Origin of the sequence: Microbulbifer sp. Q7, from assembly GCF_001639145.1 — a bacterium.
In the GTDB taxonomy this organism is placed as follows: Bacteria; Pseudomonadota; Gammaproteobacteria; order Pseudomonadales; family Cellvibrionaceae; genus Microbulbifer.
On sequence record NZ_LROY01000002.1, the window covers coordinates 2,303,171 to 2,319,299 of the forward strand.

Genomic DNA, 16,129 nt, shown 5'->3' on the forward strand with positions numbered 1-16,129 from the left:
AAAATAAAGGCAAGCATTATGTCAGACGTCTGTGCAGAAAACGGCCTGCGCTCCGTAGAAGTCGCCAAGCGAATGCTGATCGACAGTATCCACCCGATTACTGCTACCGAAACGATTCCCCTGGGCCAGGCCTGTGGCCGGGTACTGGCAGAACCGGTACTGGCGGCACTGGACCTGCCTCCCTGCGACAACTCCGCTATGGACGGTTACGCTCTGTGTGGTGCACACGACAGTTACACCATCATCGGCAAAAGCCTCGCCGGCCACCCGTTTACCGGGGCCCTGGAACCGGGACAGGCCATTCGCATCACCACCGGCGCCGCCGTCCCCTCTGGTGCAGATAGAGTGCAGATGCAGGAAAACTGCAGCCTGGATGGCGAGCAGCTCACCATGAGCCGCCCCGCCAAACCCGGCGAGAACATTCGCCGCCGCGGCGAAGACGTGCACACCGGCCAGAGCCTGATCCCGCTGGGCTCCAAAATCAAAGTCCCGCACATTGCCCTGCTCGCTGGCGCGGGCGTGGCGGAAGTGACGGTGGTACGCAAACTCAAGGCGGCGTTGCTCTCCATCGGTGACGAGCTGAAACCCATCGGCACGCCGCCCGCGGCTTTGGGCAGTGGTGATATTTACGATAGCAACCGTATTGCGCTGCAGGCGGCACTGGAGCAACTGAACGTAGATATCCTCGACCTTGGCTGTTGGCCGGACCAACCGGACAAGATTCGCGAGGCGTTTCTTAAAGCCCGCGATAATGCGGATTTTGTGGTTACCAGCGGCGGGGTTTCTGTAGGCGAGGCAGACTTCACCAAAACCGTTTTGCAGGAACTCGGGGAAATCGACTTCTGGAAACTCGCCATCAAACCCGGCAAACCGTTTGCCTTCGGCCGCCTGCCCAAATCCGACGGTGAAACCCTGTTCTTCGGCCTCCCCGGCAACCCGGTCTCCGCGATTGTCACACTTCACCAACTGGTTGTTCCCGCGCTGGAAAAAATGCGGGGCACCGCTGCACCATTCCGCCAGCCGCCACTTCAGGTGCGCGCGCGCCTACTAAACAATATCCGCAAAAAACCCGGCCGCACGGACTACCAGCGTGGTTTTACCTATCGCGATGAAGATGGAATTCAGGTGGTGGAGACTCGCGGCATCCAGGGAAGCCATATTCTCTCCGGCTTTGCGGCGGCCAACTGTTTTGTTGTTTTGCCTCGGGAAGGCGAGGATTGCGAGACTGGGGATTGGGTTACTGTGGAGCCCTTTACCGCGCCTCTCGCGTAGTTCTTGGTTCGGGGTCCCGAGTAAGCGATTTTTTTGGCGGCAAAGCACCGGGTGTAGCTTCTCGAAACCGCTGTAAATACGTCCCTGTACGCTGCGTGAGCGACGTCCCTGTCGCACACGCTTTCGAAAAGCTACACCCAGCACTTTACCTTCGCATTTGACATTTCCCTCTGAACAAGGAACTAGCGTGATTCTTGAAGTAGCGATTCTGGACGTAAAGCCAGACCAGAATGAAGATTTTGAAAGTGCCTTCCAAAAGGCACAAAGCATCATTTCCTCGATGCCAGGCTACATAAATCACCAACTTCAAAAGTGTCTTGAAAAAGAAGGCCGCTACATCCTATTGGTGAATTGGGAAAAACTAGAAGACCACACGCAGGGCTTCCGTAAATCTTCCGAATACCAAAACTGGAAAGCCCTCCTCCATCACTTTTACGACCCATTCCCCGAAGTCGAGCACTACTCACTCGTCGAACTGTAAAACCGCGATGCGAAGGCCAAGTGCCGGGTAGGGGGTTTCAGGATCGTCGCAAACAGGATGTTTGCGCCGAAATTCCCAGGGATGGGTTTACAGTGGTCCTGAAACCCCATACCCGGCGCTTGGCCGCCACCGAACCACCCAAGCAAGTACCACAAAGCCCACACCAAACCACAATGCTATAATCCGGCGCACCCCGAAGACCGAACAAGATAGAAGTACCATGAGCCGCAGCCGCTACGAGAAATTCAAGCAGGTGCTCCGCCAGCGCCAGCACGATATGACCATCCTCACCGACCAGGTGCACAAAGGCCAAAACATCTCCGCCATGCTGCGCACCGCCGACGCGGTCGGCATCCCCGAAATCCACATGGTACAGCCCAGCTATGGCCACCGGATTTACCACAACACCGCCGGCGGTAGCGGCCGCTTCACGGGTAACAGTGTTTACCCCGATATACAGTCCGGCATAGCCGAACTCAAAAGCCGCGGTATGCACCTCTACGCGGCCCACTGGTCCGACCGCGCCATCGACTTTCGTGAAGCCGATTACACCAAGCCGTTCGCCCTCATCATGGGCGCCGAGAAAGATGGCCTCAGCGAATATGCCGCAGAACACGCCGACGACCATGTGACCATCCCGATTATTGGCATGGTGGAAAGCTACAATGTCAGCGTCGCCGCCGCGATTATTTTGCAGGAAGCGATGTATCAGCGGACCAGGGCGGGGATGTATGAGAATAAAGAACTCGACGAAGAACATCCGGAAATAAAAGATATTCTGTTTCGCTGGATGCATCCGAAAATGGTCAGATACTGCGAACAACACGGGCTGCCATTTCCGGAGCTGGATGAGGATGGGGATATTATTCCGCCGAAGGACTTAAAGTACCGCCGACCTAATCAGTAGTGCAATAAGTAGCGAAGTGGCAAAGCACCACACTACCCAAGTACCGCCGCCCGTTGCGCCCGGTCCAGCACCCATCTACCCTTGGCACAACTTTTACAAGACCACTCTCCAGGGAGGAAACAATGCACACCGAAGAAATCGAATACACCGTCGATGGCGAATCCTTTACCGGCTACCTGGCCTACGACGAAACCATCGAAGGCAAACGTCCCGCCATTCTGCTGCTGCATGAGTGGTGGGGACTCAACGATTTTACCCGCGAGGAAGCCGAGCGCCTCGCCGCTGAAGGCTTTACCGCCTTCGCCCTCGACATGTACGGTAGCGGCCTGGGCGCCGACAACCCCAGCGACGCCGCCGCCCTTATGAACAAAACCCTCGAAACCGAGGGCGCGCCCCTTAAACGCTTCCAAGCGGCGCTCGATCTCATCAACGGTCACGAAACCGTCGAAGCCGGTGAAGTTGCCGCCCAGGGCTACTGTTTCGGTGGTGCCGTCGCGCTCACCATGGCGCGCCTCGGCCTGCCATTGAAAGGCGTGGTCAGCTTCCACGGTGCGTTGGAAACCGAGGTGCAAATTAAGCCCGGCGACGTCAAGGCACAGATACAGGTTTACACCGGCGGCGACGACGACATGATCCCCGCCGAGCAGGTCGCCAACTTTGTTCTGGAAATGCAGAGCGCCGGTGTCCGCTTCGATGTGAGCAGCTACCCGGGTGTGAAGCACGGCTTTACCAACCCCGCCGCCACCGGGCGCGGTGAAAAATTTGGCATTCCCCTCGCCTACAACGAAGACGCCGCCAATGACGCCTACGAAGGTGCCATCGCCTTCTACAACAAAATATTCGACTTCTAAGCAAGCCAAACCAGCCGCTACTGTCGATACCCAGTGGCACCGGCCGCCGCCTTCGAGGCAGAATGGCCGGTGTCAGTGAATGCCTGAAGGGGGCCGCGTGCAATCTATTATTTCCATACAGAACGTGGGTAAAACCTACGCCGGCGGTTTTACCGCACTGAAGTCTGTGGACCTAGACATCCAGCGCGGCGAGATCTTCGCCCTGCTCGGTCCCAATGGCGCCGGTAAAACCACCCTCATCAGTATCGTGTGCGGCATCACCAACCCCACCAGTGGTACCGTGCTCGCCGACGGCCACAATATCCAGCGGGAATTCCGCGCTGCGCGCAGCAAAATTGGCCTGGTGCCCCAGGAACTTTCGACCGACTCCTTCGAGAGCGTGTGGAACACCGTCACCTTCAGCCGCGGCCTGTTTGGCAAGGCGCCCAACCCCGAGCATATCGAGAAGATCCTGCGCCAGCTTTCCCTGTGGGATAAGAAAGACAGCCGCATCATGGCCCTGTCCGGCGGCATGAAGCGACGGGTGATGATCGCCAAGGCCCTCTCCCACGAACCGGCCATCCTGTTTCTCGATGAACCCACCGCCGGTGTGGATGTGGAATTGCGCCGAGATATGTGGGAAATGGTGCGCGGCCTGCGGGACAATGGCGTGACCGTGATTCTCACTACCCACTACATCGAAGAAGCCGAGGAGATGGCCGACCGCATCGGCGTGATCAATCACGGTGAGCTGGTACTGGTGGAAGAAAAGCACGCACTGATGCAGAAGCTCGGCAAAAAGCAATTAACGATCCATCTGCAAAACCCGATCGACACACTGCCCCAGGGGCTCGACGAATTTGGCCTCGACCTGGCGGACGAAGGCAACCAACTGGTTTATACCTTTGACACCCAGCGCGAGCATACCGGCATCGCCGAGTTGTTACGTGCCCTGAATCAGCAGGGTATCGAGTTCAAGGATCTGCATTCCAGTGAGAGCTCGCTGGAGGAAATCTTCGTTAACCTGGTACACCAGAACCAGCACGCGCGCCAGCAGGCCGGATGAAAAAGGAAAAGCACCGATGAATCTGTACGGCATCCGCGCCATCTACAAGTTTGAAATGGCCCGCACCGCACGCACTCTGATGCAGAGTATCGCCTGGCCGGTGATTTCCACCTGCCTGTATTTTATTGTATTCGGCACCGCCATCGGCAGCCGCCTGGGAGAGATCGAAGGGGTCAGTTACGGGGCGTTCATCATTCCCGGGCTGATTATGCTGTCGCTGCTGTCGGAAAGTATTTCCAATGCGTCCTTCGGTATTTTCTTCCCGAAGTTCTCCGGCACAATTTACGAAGTCCTGTCGGCACCGGTATCCGCATTTGAAATTGTCGCCGGGTACGTGGGGGCGGCGGCGTCCAAATCTGTGGTCATCGGCATTTTGATTCTCATCACGGCACGATTCTTTGTGGACTACGAGATCGCCCACCCGTTCTGGATGATCGGCTTCCTGATTCTCACCGCCGTCACGTTCAGTATGTTCGGTTTTATCATCGGCATCTGGGCGGACGACTTCCAGAAACTGCAAATCATTCCACTCATGGTCATCACCCCACTGACATTTCTCGGCGGGGCCTTTTACTCCATCAATATGCTGCCGGAATTCTGGCAGAAGGTGACCCTGTTTAATCCGGTGGTGTACCTGATCAGCGGTTTCCGCTGGGCGTTCTACGGGGTCTCCGATGTCCATATGGGCATAAGCCTGGGGATGACGATATTTTTCCTGCTGCTGTGCATGACCGCGATCTGGTGGATTTTCCGCACCGGCTACAAAATCCGCGCCTGAGCAGAATTGAGCCACAAAAAAAGCCCGCGAGCGTCTGCGCTCGCGGGCTTTTTTTGTGTCAGTAAAGCGCTTCCCTAGCCCGGCTGGTAGGCGCGGGTAAATACCCGAACCACTTCCTTTACATGCTCGGCAATCTCCCGGGGGCCCGGCGGCTCGGTGCAGCCGAGCATGATCTGGATATGTCGGCAGCCACCCTGCAACATGCCAAAAAACAATTCTGACGCGCGCTCGGTATCCGGAATCTGTAGCTGGCCCAGCTCACAGGCGCGGTTCAGGAAACGGGTCATTTCATTGCGGGTACGCATGGGGCCCGCCTCGTAAAACAGGTTGGCCATGGTCTGGTCCTGGTTGCCCACGGCGCTGATCAGCCGCATCAGCTGCAGCGAATGCTCGTGGTAGAGCATCTCCAGGAAAGCCTCACCGATCTTGTGCAGCATCGCCGCCACCGGCATCCCCGGCTCCAGGGTAAACATCACCACCGGCATCTGGCTGCAACAGCGGGCCTCAACCGCGGCGGTAAACAGGGTCTCCTTGTCGGAGAAGTGGCTGTACACCGTCAGCTTGGACACCCCCGCCTCACTGGCTACGGCATCCATGCTGGTGCCGGTAAACCCGTGGGTGAGGAACAGGTCTTTGGCCGCCTCCAGAATCGCGTGCCGCTTGGCCGGGTCTTTCGGGCGGCCCCGGCTGGCGGGGGCGCTGGTGGTTGAATTTGCTTGGCTCATGCTCGTCATCGTGGCTGTTCCGCACTTCCGTCCCGCACTTCAAACAGGGAATGTTGAAGCACACGCTCGCCGCCACTGAATTAGTGGACTCACGAGTTTAATATACTTACTATACTCGCCAGTACAGAATTGGGTCCGGCGCAGTATGGCAGACAACTGTACCAGTTTCTGCCGGCTTACCCGACCTAAGAGTCATCTTAAGAAAGTCACCCTCAGCTCGCGAACCACAAGGAATGAGGTAACCATGCCCCGCTTACGCCTCCTCAACGCGCCGCTTCTCCGTTTTTCCAGTGGCCTACTGGCCGCTCTGCTCCTTAGCGCCTGCTCCGGACCCCAAAACGACAATGCCACGCCGCCACGGCCGGCTATTGTGGTACACCCTGAGGCCGCCGGCAGCCAGCTTGCGGTCTATCCCGGGGAGGTGCGCGCGCGCCACGAGCCAGCGCTGGCATTTCGTGTCGCCGGTGCGGTCACCCGCCGCCTGGTGGAGGTGGGTGACCGGGTCAAGCAGGGACAGCCACTGGCGGAACTGGATGCGCAGGATCTGCAACTGCAGAGTGACGCCGCCCGCGCGCAGCTGGAGGCGGCACAGTCGGACAACCGCAATGCCAGCAGCGAACTCGCCCGCTACCGCACGCTGCTGGAACGCAAGCTGATTGGCGAATCTCAGTTTGATGCGGTGAAAAGTCGCTATGACAGCAGTGTCGCGCAACTGGAGCGCGCCCGCGCCCAGTGGCAGGTGGCGGAAAACCAGGCCGCATACGCGGTGCTCAGGGCTCCCGGCGACGGTGTGATCACCCAGCGCTCTATCGACGCGGGGCAGGTGGTCAGCGCCGGTCAGACGGTATTTTCCATGGCGGCCGACGGCGAGCGCGAAGTGCGTATCGACCTGCCAGAGCACGAAGTGTCCCGCTTCGCTGTAGGACAGCCGGTCACGATCGAACTCTGGTCGCAGCCGGGCAACCCGATCCACGGCCAGGTACGCGAGCTCGCCCCGGCAGCGGAGTCCGGCCTGCGCACTTTTGAAGCGCGGGTCAGCTTCCCAGCCGATGGCGCCAGCAGTGGCCCCCAGCTGGGGCAAAGCGCGCGCGTCTATGCGCGCACCACCCCCAGCGGCGAGCACCAGCGTCCCACCCAGCGCCTGCCCATGTCCGCGATTACCGCCGATGGCGCGGAGGCTTATGTGTGGCGCATGGACCCGGAAAATTTCACCCTGCACAAAGTCGCAGTGACCGTGGCCCGTTATGGCCACGAAACCGCCGAGGTGATCTCCAGCCTGAGCCCGGACGACTGGATCCTGTCCGCCGGCACCCAGCTGGTTCAGGAAGGCCAGCGGGTACGACCGGTGGATCGTCAGAACCGGCCCATTGAAACCGACAAGGCGCTGGCCCAGCGCCTATAGCAGCTTGCAGCCGCTTTAAGCCGCCTGCGCACAATCAGCAACGCTTTCCCTGTGAACCTCGCCCAAGTGGCAGACGATCCGGAAACCCCCTATGCGATTCAACCTTTCCGAATGGGCGCTGAAAAACCGGCCCCTGGTGCTCTATTCCATACTGCTGCTCGGCCTGATCGGAGCCATTTCCTATACCCAACTGGGCCAGAGTGAAGACCCGCCCTTCACCTTCAAGGTGATGGTGGTTAACACCCTGTGGCCGGGTGCCAGCGCGGAGGAAGTGTCCCGCCAGGTGACCGAGCGGATTGAAAAAAAGCTGATGGAAACCGGCGACTATCAGCGCATTACCTCCTTCTCGCGCCCGGGACAGTCACAGGTAATGTTTGTGGCCCGCGACAGCATGCACTCCGCAGACATTCCCGACCTCTGGTATCAGGTGCGCAAGAAAGTGGGCGATATTCGCCACACCCTGCCGCCCGATGTGCAGGGCCCCTTCTTCAACGATGAGTTCGGCACCACCTTCGGCAATATCTACGCCCTGACCGGCCAGGGTTTTGACTACGCATTGATGAAAGACTACGCCGACCGCCTGCAGCTGGCACTACAGCGGGTGGACGATGTGGGCAAAGTGGAACTGCTGGGCCTGCAGGATGAAAAAATCTGGGTGGAAATCGCCAACGCCAAGCTGGCATCCTTAGGGATTCCGCTCTCCGCCGTGCAGTCGGTCCTGCAGGCACAAAACCAGACCGCCGACGCCGGCATCGTGGAAGCGGTCAGCGACCGCGTGCGTATCCGCGTAAGTGGCCAGTTCCGCAGCGTGGATGAAATCCGCCAGTTCCCCATCCACGCCAATGGACACACCCTGACCCTCGGCGACATCGCCAATGTACAGCGCGGCTTCAGTGACCCGCCCCAGCCGCGCATGCGCTTTATGGGGGAGGACGCAATCGGGCTCGCCGTGTCCATGAAAGCCGGTGGGGATATCCTGCAGCTGGGGGAACGGCTGGATGCCGCCGTGACGTCGCTGCGGCAGGAACTGCCCATCGGCCTGTCACTGGAGAAAGTCTCGGATCAGCCGGCCGCGGTAAAACACAGTGTGGGCGAATTCGTAAAGGTGCTGATTGAGGCCCTGGTGATCGTCATGCTGGTGAGTTTTTTCTCACTGGGCTTCCGCACCGGCATGGTGGTCGCGCTGTCGATTCCGCTGGTGCTGGCGATGACCTTTGCCCTGATGCATTATTTCGACATCGGCCTGCACAAGATTTCCCTGGGCGCACTGGTGCTCGCGCTGGGGTTGATGGTGGACGATGCGATCATCGCCGTGGAAATGATGGCGATCAAAATGGAGCAGGGTCTCAGCCGCCTCAAAGCCGCAGGCTTTGCCTGGACCAGCACCGCCTTCCCGATGCTGACCGGCACCCTGATCACCGCGGCCGGGTTCCTGCCCATTGCCACCGCGCAATCCGGCACCGGCGAATACACCCGCTCTATTTTCCAGGTGGTCACACTTTCCCTGCTCGCCTCCTGGGTGGCCGCGGTGGTGTTTGTGCCTTACCTCGGTAACCGCCTGTTACCCGCACACAATGCCTCGTCAGCGGCGGGCCACTCCCGTAATGACCCCTACAGCAAACCGTTTTACCAGCGGTTCCGGCGCGTTTTGAACGTGTGCCTGCGCTACCGTAAAACCGTGCTGTTGCTGACGCTGGCGATTTTTATCGGTTCCATTTTTCTGTTCCGCTTCGTGCCCCAGCAGTTTTTCCCCTCCTCCGCGCGCCTGGAGTTGATGGTAGACCTGAAGCTGAACGAGGGCTCCTCGCTGCATGCTACCGAGGAGCAAGCTTTGCGGCTGGAAACACTGCTGTCGCAGCATCCGCTGGTGCAGAATTATGTGGCCTATGTGGGCACCGGCTCGCCGCGCTTCTACCTGCCACTGGATCAACAGCTGCCCGCTGCCAGCCTCGCCCAGTTTGTGGTGCTGACCCGCAGCGTGGAAGAGCGGGAACAGGTACGCCAGTGGCTGATTTCCGTGTTGCGGGAACAGTTCCCGGCGGTGCGCTCACGGGTCTCCCGCCTCGAAAATGGCCCACCGGTGGGTTACCCGGTGCAGTTCCGCGTGTCCGGTGAGCATATCCCCGAGGTTCGCCGGATCGCCCGGGAAGTGGCGCAGGTTGTGCGCGGCAACAGCGATGTGGCCAACGTGCACCTGGACTGGGAGGAACCCAGCAAAGTGGTGAACCTGGCTGTGGACCAGGCGCGCGCACGTGCAATGGGCGTCACCAGCGCATCACTGTCCCGCGCGCTGCAGGGTTCCCTGTCTGGCACCCCGGTGGGCCAGTACCGCGAGGACAACGAGCTGATCACCGTGGCGGTGCGCGGACAGGCGCAGGAGCGCCAGGCGCTGGCACAGCTGGGCAACCTCGCGGTGCAAACAGACAAGGGGGGCGCCCTGCCACTGAACCAGGTGGCCACCCTCAAATACGGATTTGAAGAAGGGGTGATCTGGCACCGCAACCGCCTGCCCACGGTCACGGTGCGCGCAGACATTTACGGTACCCAGCAGCCGGCCACCGTGGTCGCCGCCATCTGGCCACAGCTACAGGCGCTGCGCGATGCGCTGCCGCCGGGTTATCTGCTGGAGGTGGGCGGCAGCGTAGAAGAATCCGCACGGGGACAGGCATCGGTCAATGCCGGTATGCCGCTGTTCCTGCTGGTGGTGTTTACCCTGCTGATGCTGCAACTGCGCAGCTTTGCCCTGTCGACCATGGTGTTCCTCACCGCGCCGCTGGGCATCATCGGCGTCACCCTGTTCCTGCTGCTGTTCAACCAGCCATTCGGCTTTGTGGCCATGCTCGGCACCATTGCACTGGCCGGAATGATCATGCGCAATTCGGTGATTCTGGTGGATCAGATCGAGCAGGATAAAGCCCAGGGGCTCACGCCCTGGGAGGCCATTGTCGAGTCTACGGTGCGCCGTTTCCGCCCGATTGTATTGACCGCACTCACGGCGGTGCTGGCGATGATCCCGCTGTCCCGCAGTGACTTTTTCGGCCCCATGGCCGTTGCCATTATGGGCGGTCTGATTGTGGCAACCGCGCTGACGCTGCTGTTTTTGCCGGCGCTGTATGCAGCCTGGTTCCGGGTAAAGGCCCCGACCGAGGCGCCGGGTGAGACACCGGAGGGTGAACCGTCGCCCGCGGCCGCGAGCGCTTGACTCTGCAAACCTAACGAGCTTGTATAAAAAAAGGCAAAGCACCTGCGGTGCTTTGCCTTTTTTTCACGCTCGGTGCGTACTACTTTTGCGTGAGCGATTCGTAGACGAGACCGGTCCAGATGTCCGGCTTCATAAACCCCTGGCCATACTTCTCGTCAAACTCTTTGGTGGGCTTGGCGGCAATCACCTGCTCCTTGGTATTTCCAGCATCCACCAGCGTCTTGATTTTGTTGCGCAGGCGCACCAGCAGATCGTGATATTGCTGCAGGCCCTGCTTGTCGGTCAGCGGGCCGTGGCCGGGGATGATCTTGGTATTCCCATCGGCCAGCTCCAGCACCTTACGGGCATTTTCAATCACACCATCGACATTGCCACCGGCCGAGATATCGATGTAAGGGTAACTGCCGTTAAAGAAGGTGTCGCCCATGTGGATGACGTTGGCATTCTTGAAGTGGATGATTGAATCTCCATCGGTGTGCGCCGGCCCCACATGCTGTACCCGCACTTCATCGCCGTTCCAGTGAAAGGTGGTGGCATCGGTAAAGGTGATCACCGGCAGGGCTTCCGGCGGGGCGGCCGGTGTGGTGCGATTCCACAGCTTGGTGAACTGCTCGGTACTCATGCGCTTGCGGACATTTTCATGAGCCACAACCAGGGCGCCGGCCTTACCCATATTTTCGTTGCCGCCGGTGTGATCCCCGTGCCAGTGGGTGTTGACCACAAAACGCAGTGGCTTGTCCGTCAGCTTGGTGACCTCGGCGAGAATTTTCTCACTCAGGGGCGCAAACTGGTCGTCCACCAGAAAGGCACCATCGTCTCCCACGAACAGCGCCATGTTGCCACCGGCTCCGGTCAACATATACAGGTTGTCGGATACCGTCTGCGGCTTGATTTCCACGTTGGAGAAATCCCGCTGCGCATGCACGGGCATGGCGCTCAGCGCCAGCAGGCCCGCGGCCAGTATTCGTTTCAGTAAGGGCGTGTTCATTGGTTCATCTCCTCAAACTCTTCCAGTTCTTTTATTAGGTTGATCAGGCGGTCGGGCCTGTCGGTCATTATCCCATCTACACCATGCCCAATCAGGCGGCGCATATCCGCTTCTTCATTGACGGTCCACACATCTACGCGCACACCGTGATTTTGGACCTGTCGCACGGAACTCGGGCCCACCAGCGCGATGCCTTCGTAGTCCGGGGGGATATGCAGGGCCTGGTAACGGGGGCTCAGCAGGTGAAACAGCCGCAGCCAGGACGCCGCGGCGAATATCTTGACTTCGTCGGAGCCGGCTCCGGTTGCCACCTGTGGGCATACCTCCCGCATCTCGTCTACCGCCTGCTGATGGAAGGACGATACAATCACCAGGTTGGTTTTGTCATACGCGTTGAGCTTGCGACACAGGGCGCGCGCCGCCTCAGGGTCGGGCGTTTTCAACTCGACGATCATCGGGTAGCGGGGATAACGCTGGAACACCTCATCCACCGTGAGAATACGCTGCGGGTTGTCGCGATAGGGATAACGCGTACCGTCCTGGCTCCAGTGGAAGGCGACGTTCAACTTCTGCAGCTCCGCCAGGGTTTTGTCGCGGATGGGCCCCTGCCCGTCGGTGGTACGGTCCACCGTTGCATCGTGCATCAGCACCAGCGCATCGTCGGCGGTGGCGTGTACGTCCATCTCCAGAACATCCACCTTCATCTCCGCCATCTTCTGCAGGAATATGGCGGTATTACCCGGATACAGGCCGTGACCAGAATCATCCGCATGGGCGATCACCAGCGGCCGGTGAAAACCTTTGCTCGGATGGGACGGGAATTGCAAACCCGTGTCGGGCGCAGGGCGCGCCGCAAGATAGCGCCAGCCCACAAAAATCAGCAGGGCGAGCATCAGGAGCAGCAGTAGACGCTTGATCATTCATTCTTCCAGGATGGATAACAGTCTGTCCGGGCGATCGGTCACGATACCGTCCAGGCCCAGGTCGATAAAGTGCCGCATGGACGCGGGCTCGTTCACGGTCCACACCGAAAGATGCAGACCACAGCGGCGCGCTGCCCGTACAAACCGCCGCGTAAACACCGGCAGCCCGTAATAACGGAATGGCAGCTGCATGGATTGGTAGGCGGGCGTGAGCCATCGCTCGGCAGCCACCAGCTGCGCCGCGTAAAACTGCAGCGCTTCTGGCAGCGTGGCCCCGGTGTTTACCTGCGGGCACAGCCTGCGAAATTCACGAATCACTCCGCGGTGAAAGGACGACACGATCACCCGCGCCTCACATCCCGCGCGAACGATGGCCCGCTGCAAAGCGCTGGCCGCACGGTGGTCCTTGTTTTTCAGCTCGATGATCATGCGCACGTTGGGGAATTCAGCGAACACTTCATCGATGGTGACCAGCGGTTGCGGGTTACTGCGATAAGGATAGGCTTTTCCATCCGGTGACCAGTGGTAAGCGGCGTTCAGGTTTTTCAGTTCCACCAGGGTTTGGTCGGTGACCGCACCGCGGCCATCGGTGGTGCGCTCCAGCGTCGGGTCATGCAGTAATACCAGGTGACCGTCAGCGGTGAGGTTCAGGTCAATTTCCAGCGCATCCACCCCCAGCGCCAGCATCTCGCGCAGGTACAACAGGGTATTCCCCGGGTAAAGGCCACGCCCGCCTTCATCCCCATGGGCAATGACCAGGGGGCGCGGCTTGATCCGGGGCCAGCAATCAGAAGGGTTCAAATGCATTTACGGCAGGATTTTTTCCAGCCGCTCCAGGTCGTTGACCACGCGCCAGCTACCACCGCCCTGCTCTACCTTTTCCTGCCACTGCTGCAGGCGCCCGAGATATTCGCTGGGGTCGACGTTGTCGCTATTCAACTTGGTAACATTCAGGGCCACCAGGTCAAATCCATTTAATGCCAGCGCGAGGTCGCGGTTGTAGCCCTCTTTTATTTCTTCCTTCAGGTCGGAAAAAATCAGGATGGTTTTGCGACCCGGCTGCTTTTCATTCAGGAACTCCACCGCCTGCAACAGGCCGCCGGTAATATCCGTGTACGCCGCCGGCTGCGCATTTTCCACAAAGGCATCAATACGTTGCTGGAACGCCTGTTTCTGGCGATTGGCGACGCTCGGCCGATCGTCAAAGGTCACCTTGGCATGAATATTTTTCTCACTGAAGCTGCCGGTATTGATGCTGGCCACGGCGAAGGTGTCGCCAGGATTCAGTCGCGCCAGGGTAAAATTGATGACCTGCTGCGCCTTACCTAGCTCTTCGGTATAGGTGCCGGAGGTATCGACCAGCATGTATACACCCTGATTACGCGCCACGGGCTCACCGCAACTGGATAACATGGCGCCCAGACATAGTCCGATCAACAGGGTACTGAGGACAGTCTTCATGACGGCTGCTCCTGTAACGATGACCCCACAGAGGTTTTTGCAGCGGGCTTTGCTGAGGGCTTGGCTGAGGACTTGGTTGCGGACCTGGCACTGGTAGCGCTTTTCTTCTCCGCCGCGGCACCACCCGCTGTCACTGCCATCCGCTCACGCCACTGCAAAATACGCGCTTCCAGCCACAGCGGGAAAAAGATCACGATATCGTAGGCGCGAACCAGCAGGGTTCCGCTACGCAGAATAGCAGTGCCGGCAAGACGTAACACCACCGACAGCACGCGCAGGATAAACGCCGCGACCAGTCCGATGACGGTGCGGGTGGACGCGATAAAGTTTTCCAGGGGAATGGCAACAAACGTCAGCGCGAACGGCAGGATAAACCCCATTCCCATCTGTGCCGCGGTGGTAATCCAGAAGACTCCACCTTCCACACTGGCAACCTCGGCACCACGCAATTGTGCGCTGACCGCCAGATCTTCCTGCATCAGGATTTCACGCATAAACGCGAGCCCCGCTTCAATGGTGGCAAGGAAAAACAGTAAACCAAAGGCGGCCCACATCATACGCATGCGCAGTTTGTCGCTGAGCGCGCCGATCACCGGAAACAGCCGCGTGATCCGCAGGCACTCCATTACAAAGAGCCCCATGGTGATTTCCACCAGGATAATCACCAGCGCAGAAATATCGGCAATTTTGAAATTGCCGATATAACTCGTCCCGCCCACCATCTCGGTCATGGGGCGGGCAATCAGATGGAAGTTGATCAGCGCACCGCCAACGGCAATGGCGAGCACAAACGCGGAAATGAAAAACTGGCTGAGGGAGGAAGAAGACAGCATGCGCTGCGCGCGGTCGCTACCCTGGAGAATCTCCTCGTAGCGCGCCATGTGCCCGTCCACCGTTTTTGCGCGCTGCTGGACGGTGCTCACCGTCTTGTTGACCGCGCCCAGGCTTTTCAGGATGGAGCGCCACGCCGGCATCATGCGCTTCAGTAACAGGTGGCGCTCCCGCGCCGACTCCCGATAGGCTTCCAGTGCCTTGCCTTCCGCCTTGCGCATGGAACCGTGGATGGTTTCCAGCACATCGCCGACCACCGAATCCTGCTTGGCCGGGATTTCCGCCACCGCCTGGATGGCCTTCGCCCAGCTGGTGGGCTCCGGTGGCACCTCCGCACTGCGCACATAGTCTTCGTCGATCGCCGTGAGCTGCTCACACAATTTGCGGTGCAGCGCCGGGTACTGGGCCAGCTCCTTTTTCATGGCCCCTTCGATACGCTCGAATTCCCGTTCAATATGCCGCTCCGCCGCCTCACGACCGGCCGCCAGCAGTACCTCGCGATTGCGCAACTGCAAACGGTGCTCCGCAGCCGCCACCGCATTGCCGCCCAGGCGCAGGGATTGGTGAAAAAAGCGCGCCAGCGCGTAGATGCCCTGATGCACCGGTCTGCGAGCGAGAAACAGAGCAATCAGGGCAATCACGAACCACAGCCAGGGTGGCAGGCTCTGGAAGATTTCGGTCATGGTACAGCTTCCTCCCTTGCTGATAACCAGCAAACGTTAACGTGTGTACAGACCCGACCTCAGTCTTGTAGCGAACGGGTGGCGCTTATTTGCACCCGAAAAAGTAAATTGACCGCAACATCCTATCAAGAGCGGGCGGCAGTTTCCTTTATGGTGTCACAAATACGGGCAGAAGCGGCATCGTGAACCGCCATTTGCCCGCAAGCGGAAGACCGCGCGGCGCAGGAAGTGCAGAGCAAGAGGCTTTATGCGCCAAAGTGTCAATCAAGCCGCTTGCGGAAACGGGCAATGGAAGGCAGGAAGGCGAAGATCGTCATTTGCATGGTCTGGAGCGGCAACTGGACGCGGCTAGAAATCAGTAACCCCATCGCAAGTTGGCTAGGGTCAGCAATAGCATCCTAGGATGTTCCATTCTCGGGGAACACATTCCCAGAACTCATAAAAAATAAAAAACCGGGAAAAAAAATTATTAAAAACTGCGTTTTTAACAAAAAATATTCTGAAATGACTGTCACCTTATTTAGCAGTAGTTACCCGGTTCCCGTCTACACTCCATACAAATTTCTCAAGGAATGAGATT

14 protein-coding genes are annotated in these 16,129 nt (G+C 59.1%); 8 read left to right on the forward strand and 6 right to left on the reverse strand.

The genetic code is table 11. The annotated features are described in order from the left end of the window. Positions 1-18 precede the first annotated feature (18 nt). The 6 genes from glp to AU182_RS15175 all read left to right on the forward strand — a co-directional run bounded on the left by glp (position 19) and on the right by AU182_RS15175 (position 5,334). Complete coding sequence (glp, locus tag AU182_RS15150) at positions 19-1,272, forward strand: gephyrin-like molybdotransferase Glp (RefSeq protein ID WP_066967046.1); 1,254 nt, start codon at positions 19-21, stop codon at positions 1,270-1,272. A 187-nt stretch (positions 1,273-1,459) separates the two neighbouring features. Continuing rightward, positions 1,460-1,753: an antibiotic biosynthesis monooxygenase gene (locus tag AU182_RS15155; protein WP_066967049.1), complete on the forward strand. Its 294-nt coding sequence runs from the start codon at positions 1,460-1,462 to the stop codon at positions 1,751-1,753. A 220-nt stretch (positions 1,754-1,973) separates the two neighbouring features. Further along, positions 1,974-2,660: a tRNA (guanosine(18)-2'-O)-methyltransferase TrmH gene (trmH, locus tag AU182_RS15160; RefSeq protein WP_066967051.1), complete on the forward strand. Its 687-nt coding sequence runs from the start codon at positions 1,974-1,976 to the stop codon at positions 2,658-2,660. A 122-nt stretch (positions 2,661-2,782) separates the two neighbouring features. Beyond that, positions 2,783-3,511: a dienelactone hydrolase family protein gene (locus AU182_RS15165; protein ID WP_066967054.1), complete on the forward strand. Its 729-nt coding sequence runs from the start codon at positions 2,783-2,785 to the stop codon at positions 3,509-3,511. Between the two features lie 97 nt (positions 3,512-3,608). After that, positions 3,609-4,556: an ABC transporter ATP-binding protein gene (locus tag AU182_RS15170; RefSeq protein ID WP_153039248.1), complete on the forward strand. Its 948-nt coding sequence runs from the start codon at positions 3,609-3,611 to the stop codon at positions 4,554-4,556. Between the two features lie 16 nt (positions 4,557-4,572). After that, complete coding sequence (locus tag AU182_RS15175) at positions 4,573-5,334, forward strand: ABC transporter permease (protein WP_066967060.1); 762 nt, start codon at positions 4,573-4,575, stop codon at positions 5,332-5,334. 74 nt (positions 5,335-5,408) lie between these two features. Here the strand turns inward: AU182_RS15175 and AU182_RS15180 are convergent, their stop codons facing one another. Then, a complete protein-coding gene (locus AU182_RS15180) occupies positions 5,409-6,059 on the reverse strand; it encodes a TetR/AcrR family transcriptional regulator (RefSeq protein ID WP_066967063.1) in 651 nt (216 codons plus the stop codon). A 244-nt stretch (positions 6,060-6,303) separates the two neighbouring features. Between AU182_RS15180 and AU182_RS15185 the strand changes: the two genes are divergently transcribed. Both AU182_RS15185 and AU182_RS15190 read left to right on the forward strand, forming a co-directional pair. Beyond that, positions 6,304-7,461 (forward strand): efflux RND transporter periplasmic adaptor subunit, encoded by a 1,158-nt coding sequence (locus tag AU182_RS15185; protein ID WP_066967066.1) that lies wholly within the window; start codon positions 6,304-6,306, stop codon positions 7,459-7,461. 91 nt (positions 7,462-7,552) lie between these two features. Further along, entirely contained in the window at positions 7,553-10,663 is a 3,111-nt protein-coding gene (locus tag AU182_RS15190) for an efflux RND transporter permease subunit (protein ID WP_066967069.1), read from the forward strand. A gap of 79 nt (positions 10,664-10,742) precedes the next feature. On the opposite strand, the gene AU182_RS15195 is transcribed toward AU182_RS15190, so the two are convergent. The 5 genes from AU182_RS15195 to AU182_RS15215 are packed head-to-tail and all read right to left on the reverse strand — an operon-like array spanning position 10,743 to position 15,549. Beyond that, a complete protein-coding gene (locus AU182_RS15195; protein ID WP_066967072.1) occupies positions 10,743-11,651 on the reverse strand; it encodes an MBL fold metallo-hydrolase in 909 nt (302 codons plus the stop codon). Beyond that, entirely contained in the window at positions 11,648-12,571 is a 924-nt protein-coding gene (locus AU182_RS15200) for a glycerophosphodiester phosphodiesterase (protein ID WP_066967075.1), read from the reverse strand. Before AU182_RS15200 ends, AU182_RS15195 begins: the two co-directional genes overlap by 4 nt. After that, positions 12,572-13,381, reverse strand: a complete 810-nt coding sequence (locus tag AU182_RS15205; protein ID WP_082859468.1) for a glycerophosphodiester phosphodiesterase — start codon at positions 13,379-13,381, stop codon at positions 12,572-12,574. It abuts the gene before it with no gap. After that, positions 13,382-14,035 carry a VWA domain-containing protein gene (locus tag AU182_RS15210; protein WP_193754359.1) on the reverse strand — a complete coding sequence of 218 codons (654 nt, stop codon included), beginning with the start codon at positions 14,033-14,035 and terminating at the stop codon, positions 13,382-13,384. Next, positions 14,032-15,549 (reverse strand): hypothetical protein, encoded by a 1,518-nt coding sequence (locus tag AU182_RS15215; RefSeq protein ID WP_066967078.1) that lies wholly within the window; start codon positions 15,547-15,549, stop codon positions 14,032-14,034. The genes AU182_RS15210 and AU182_RS15215 overlap by 4 nt, the downstream gene beginning before the upstream one ends. Between the last annotated feature and the right edge of the window lie 580 nt (positions 15,550-16,129).

Excerpts from the sequence above, each read along its gene's own strand:
- glp (WP_066967046.1), top strand. The coding sequence starts at position 19 with ATGTCAGACGTCTGTGCAGAAAACGGCCTGCGCTCCGTAGAAGTCGCC.
- trmH (WP_066967051.1), top strand. The coding sequence starts at position 1,974 with ATGAGCCGCAGCCGCTACGAGAAATTCAAGCAGGTGCTCCGCCAGCGC.
- AU182_RS15165 (WP_066967054.1), top strand. The coding sequence starts at position 2,783 with ATGCACACCGAAGAAATCGAATACACCGTCGATGGCGAATCCTTTACC.
- AU182_RS15175 (WP_066967060.1), top strand. The coding sequence starts at position 4,573 with ATGAATCTGTACGGCATCCGCGCCATCTACAAGTTTGAAATGGCCCGC.
- AU182_RS15180 (WP_066967063.1), bottom strand. The coding sequence starts at position 6,059 with ATGAGCCAAGCAAATTCAACCACCAGCGCCCCCGCCAGCCGGGGCCGC.
- AU182_RS15185 (WP_066967066.1), top strand. The coding sequence starts at position 6,304 with ATGCCCCGCTTACGCCTCCTCAACGCGCCGCTTCTCCGTTTTTCCAGT.
- AU182_RS15190 (WP_066967069.1), top strand. The coding sequence starts at position 7,553 with ATGCGATTCAACCTTTCCGAATGGGCGCTGAAAAACCGGCCCCTGGTG.
- AU182_RS15195 (WP_066967072.1), bottom strand. The coding sequence starts at position 11,651 with ATGAACACGCCCTTACTGAAACGAATACTGGCCGCGGGCCTGCTGGCG.
- AU182_RS15200 (WP_066967075.1), bottom strand. The coding sequence starts at position 12,571 with ATGATCAAGCGTCTACTGCTGCTCCTGATGCTCGCCCTGCTGATTTTT.
- AU182_RS15205 (WP_082859468.1), bottom strand. The coding sequence starts at position 13,381 with ATGCATTTGAACCCTTCTGATTGCTGGCCCCGGATCAAGCCGCGCCCC.
- AU182_RS15210 (WP_193754359.1), bottom strand. The coding sequence starts at position 14,035 with ATGAAGACTGTCCTCAGTACCCTGTTGATCGGACTATGTCTGGGCGCC.
- AU182_RS15215 (WP_066967078.1), bottom strand. The coding sequence starts at position 15,549 with ATGACCGAAATCTTCCAGAGCCTGCCACCCTGGCTGTGGTTCGTGATT.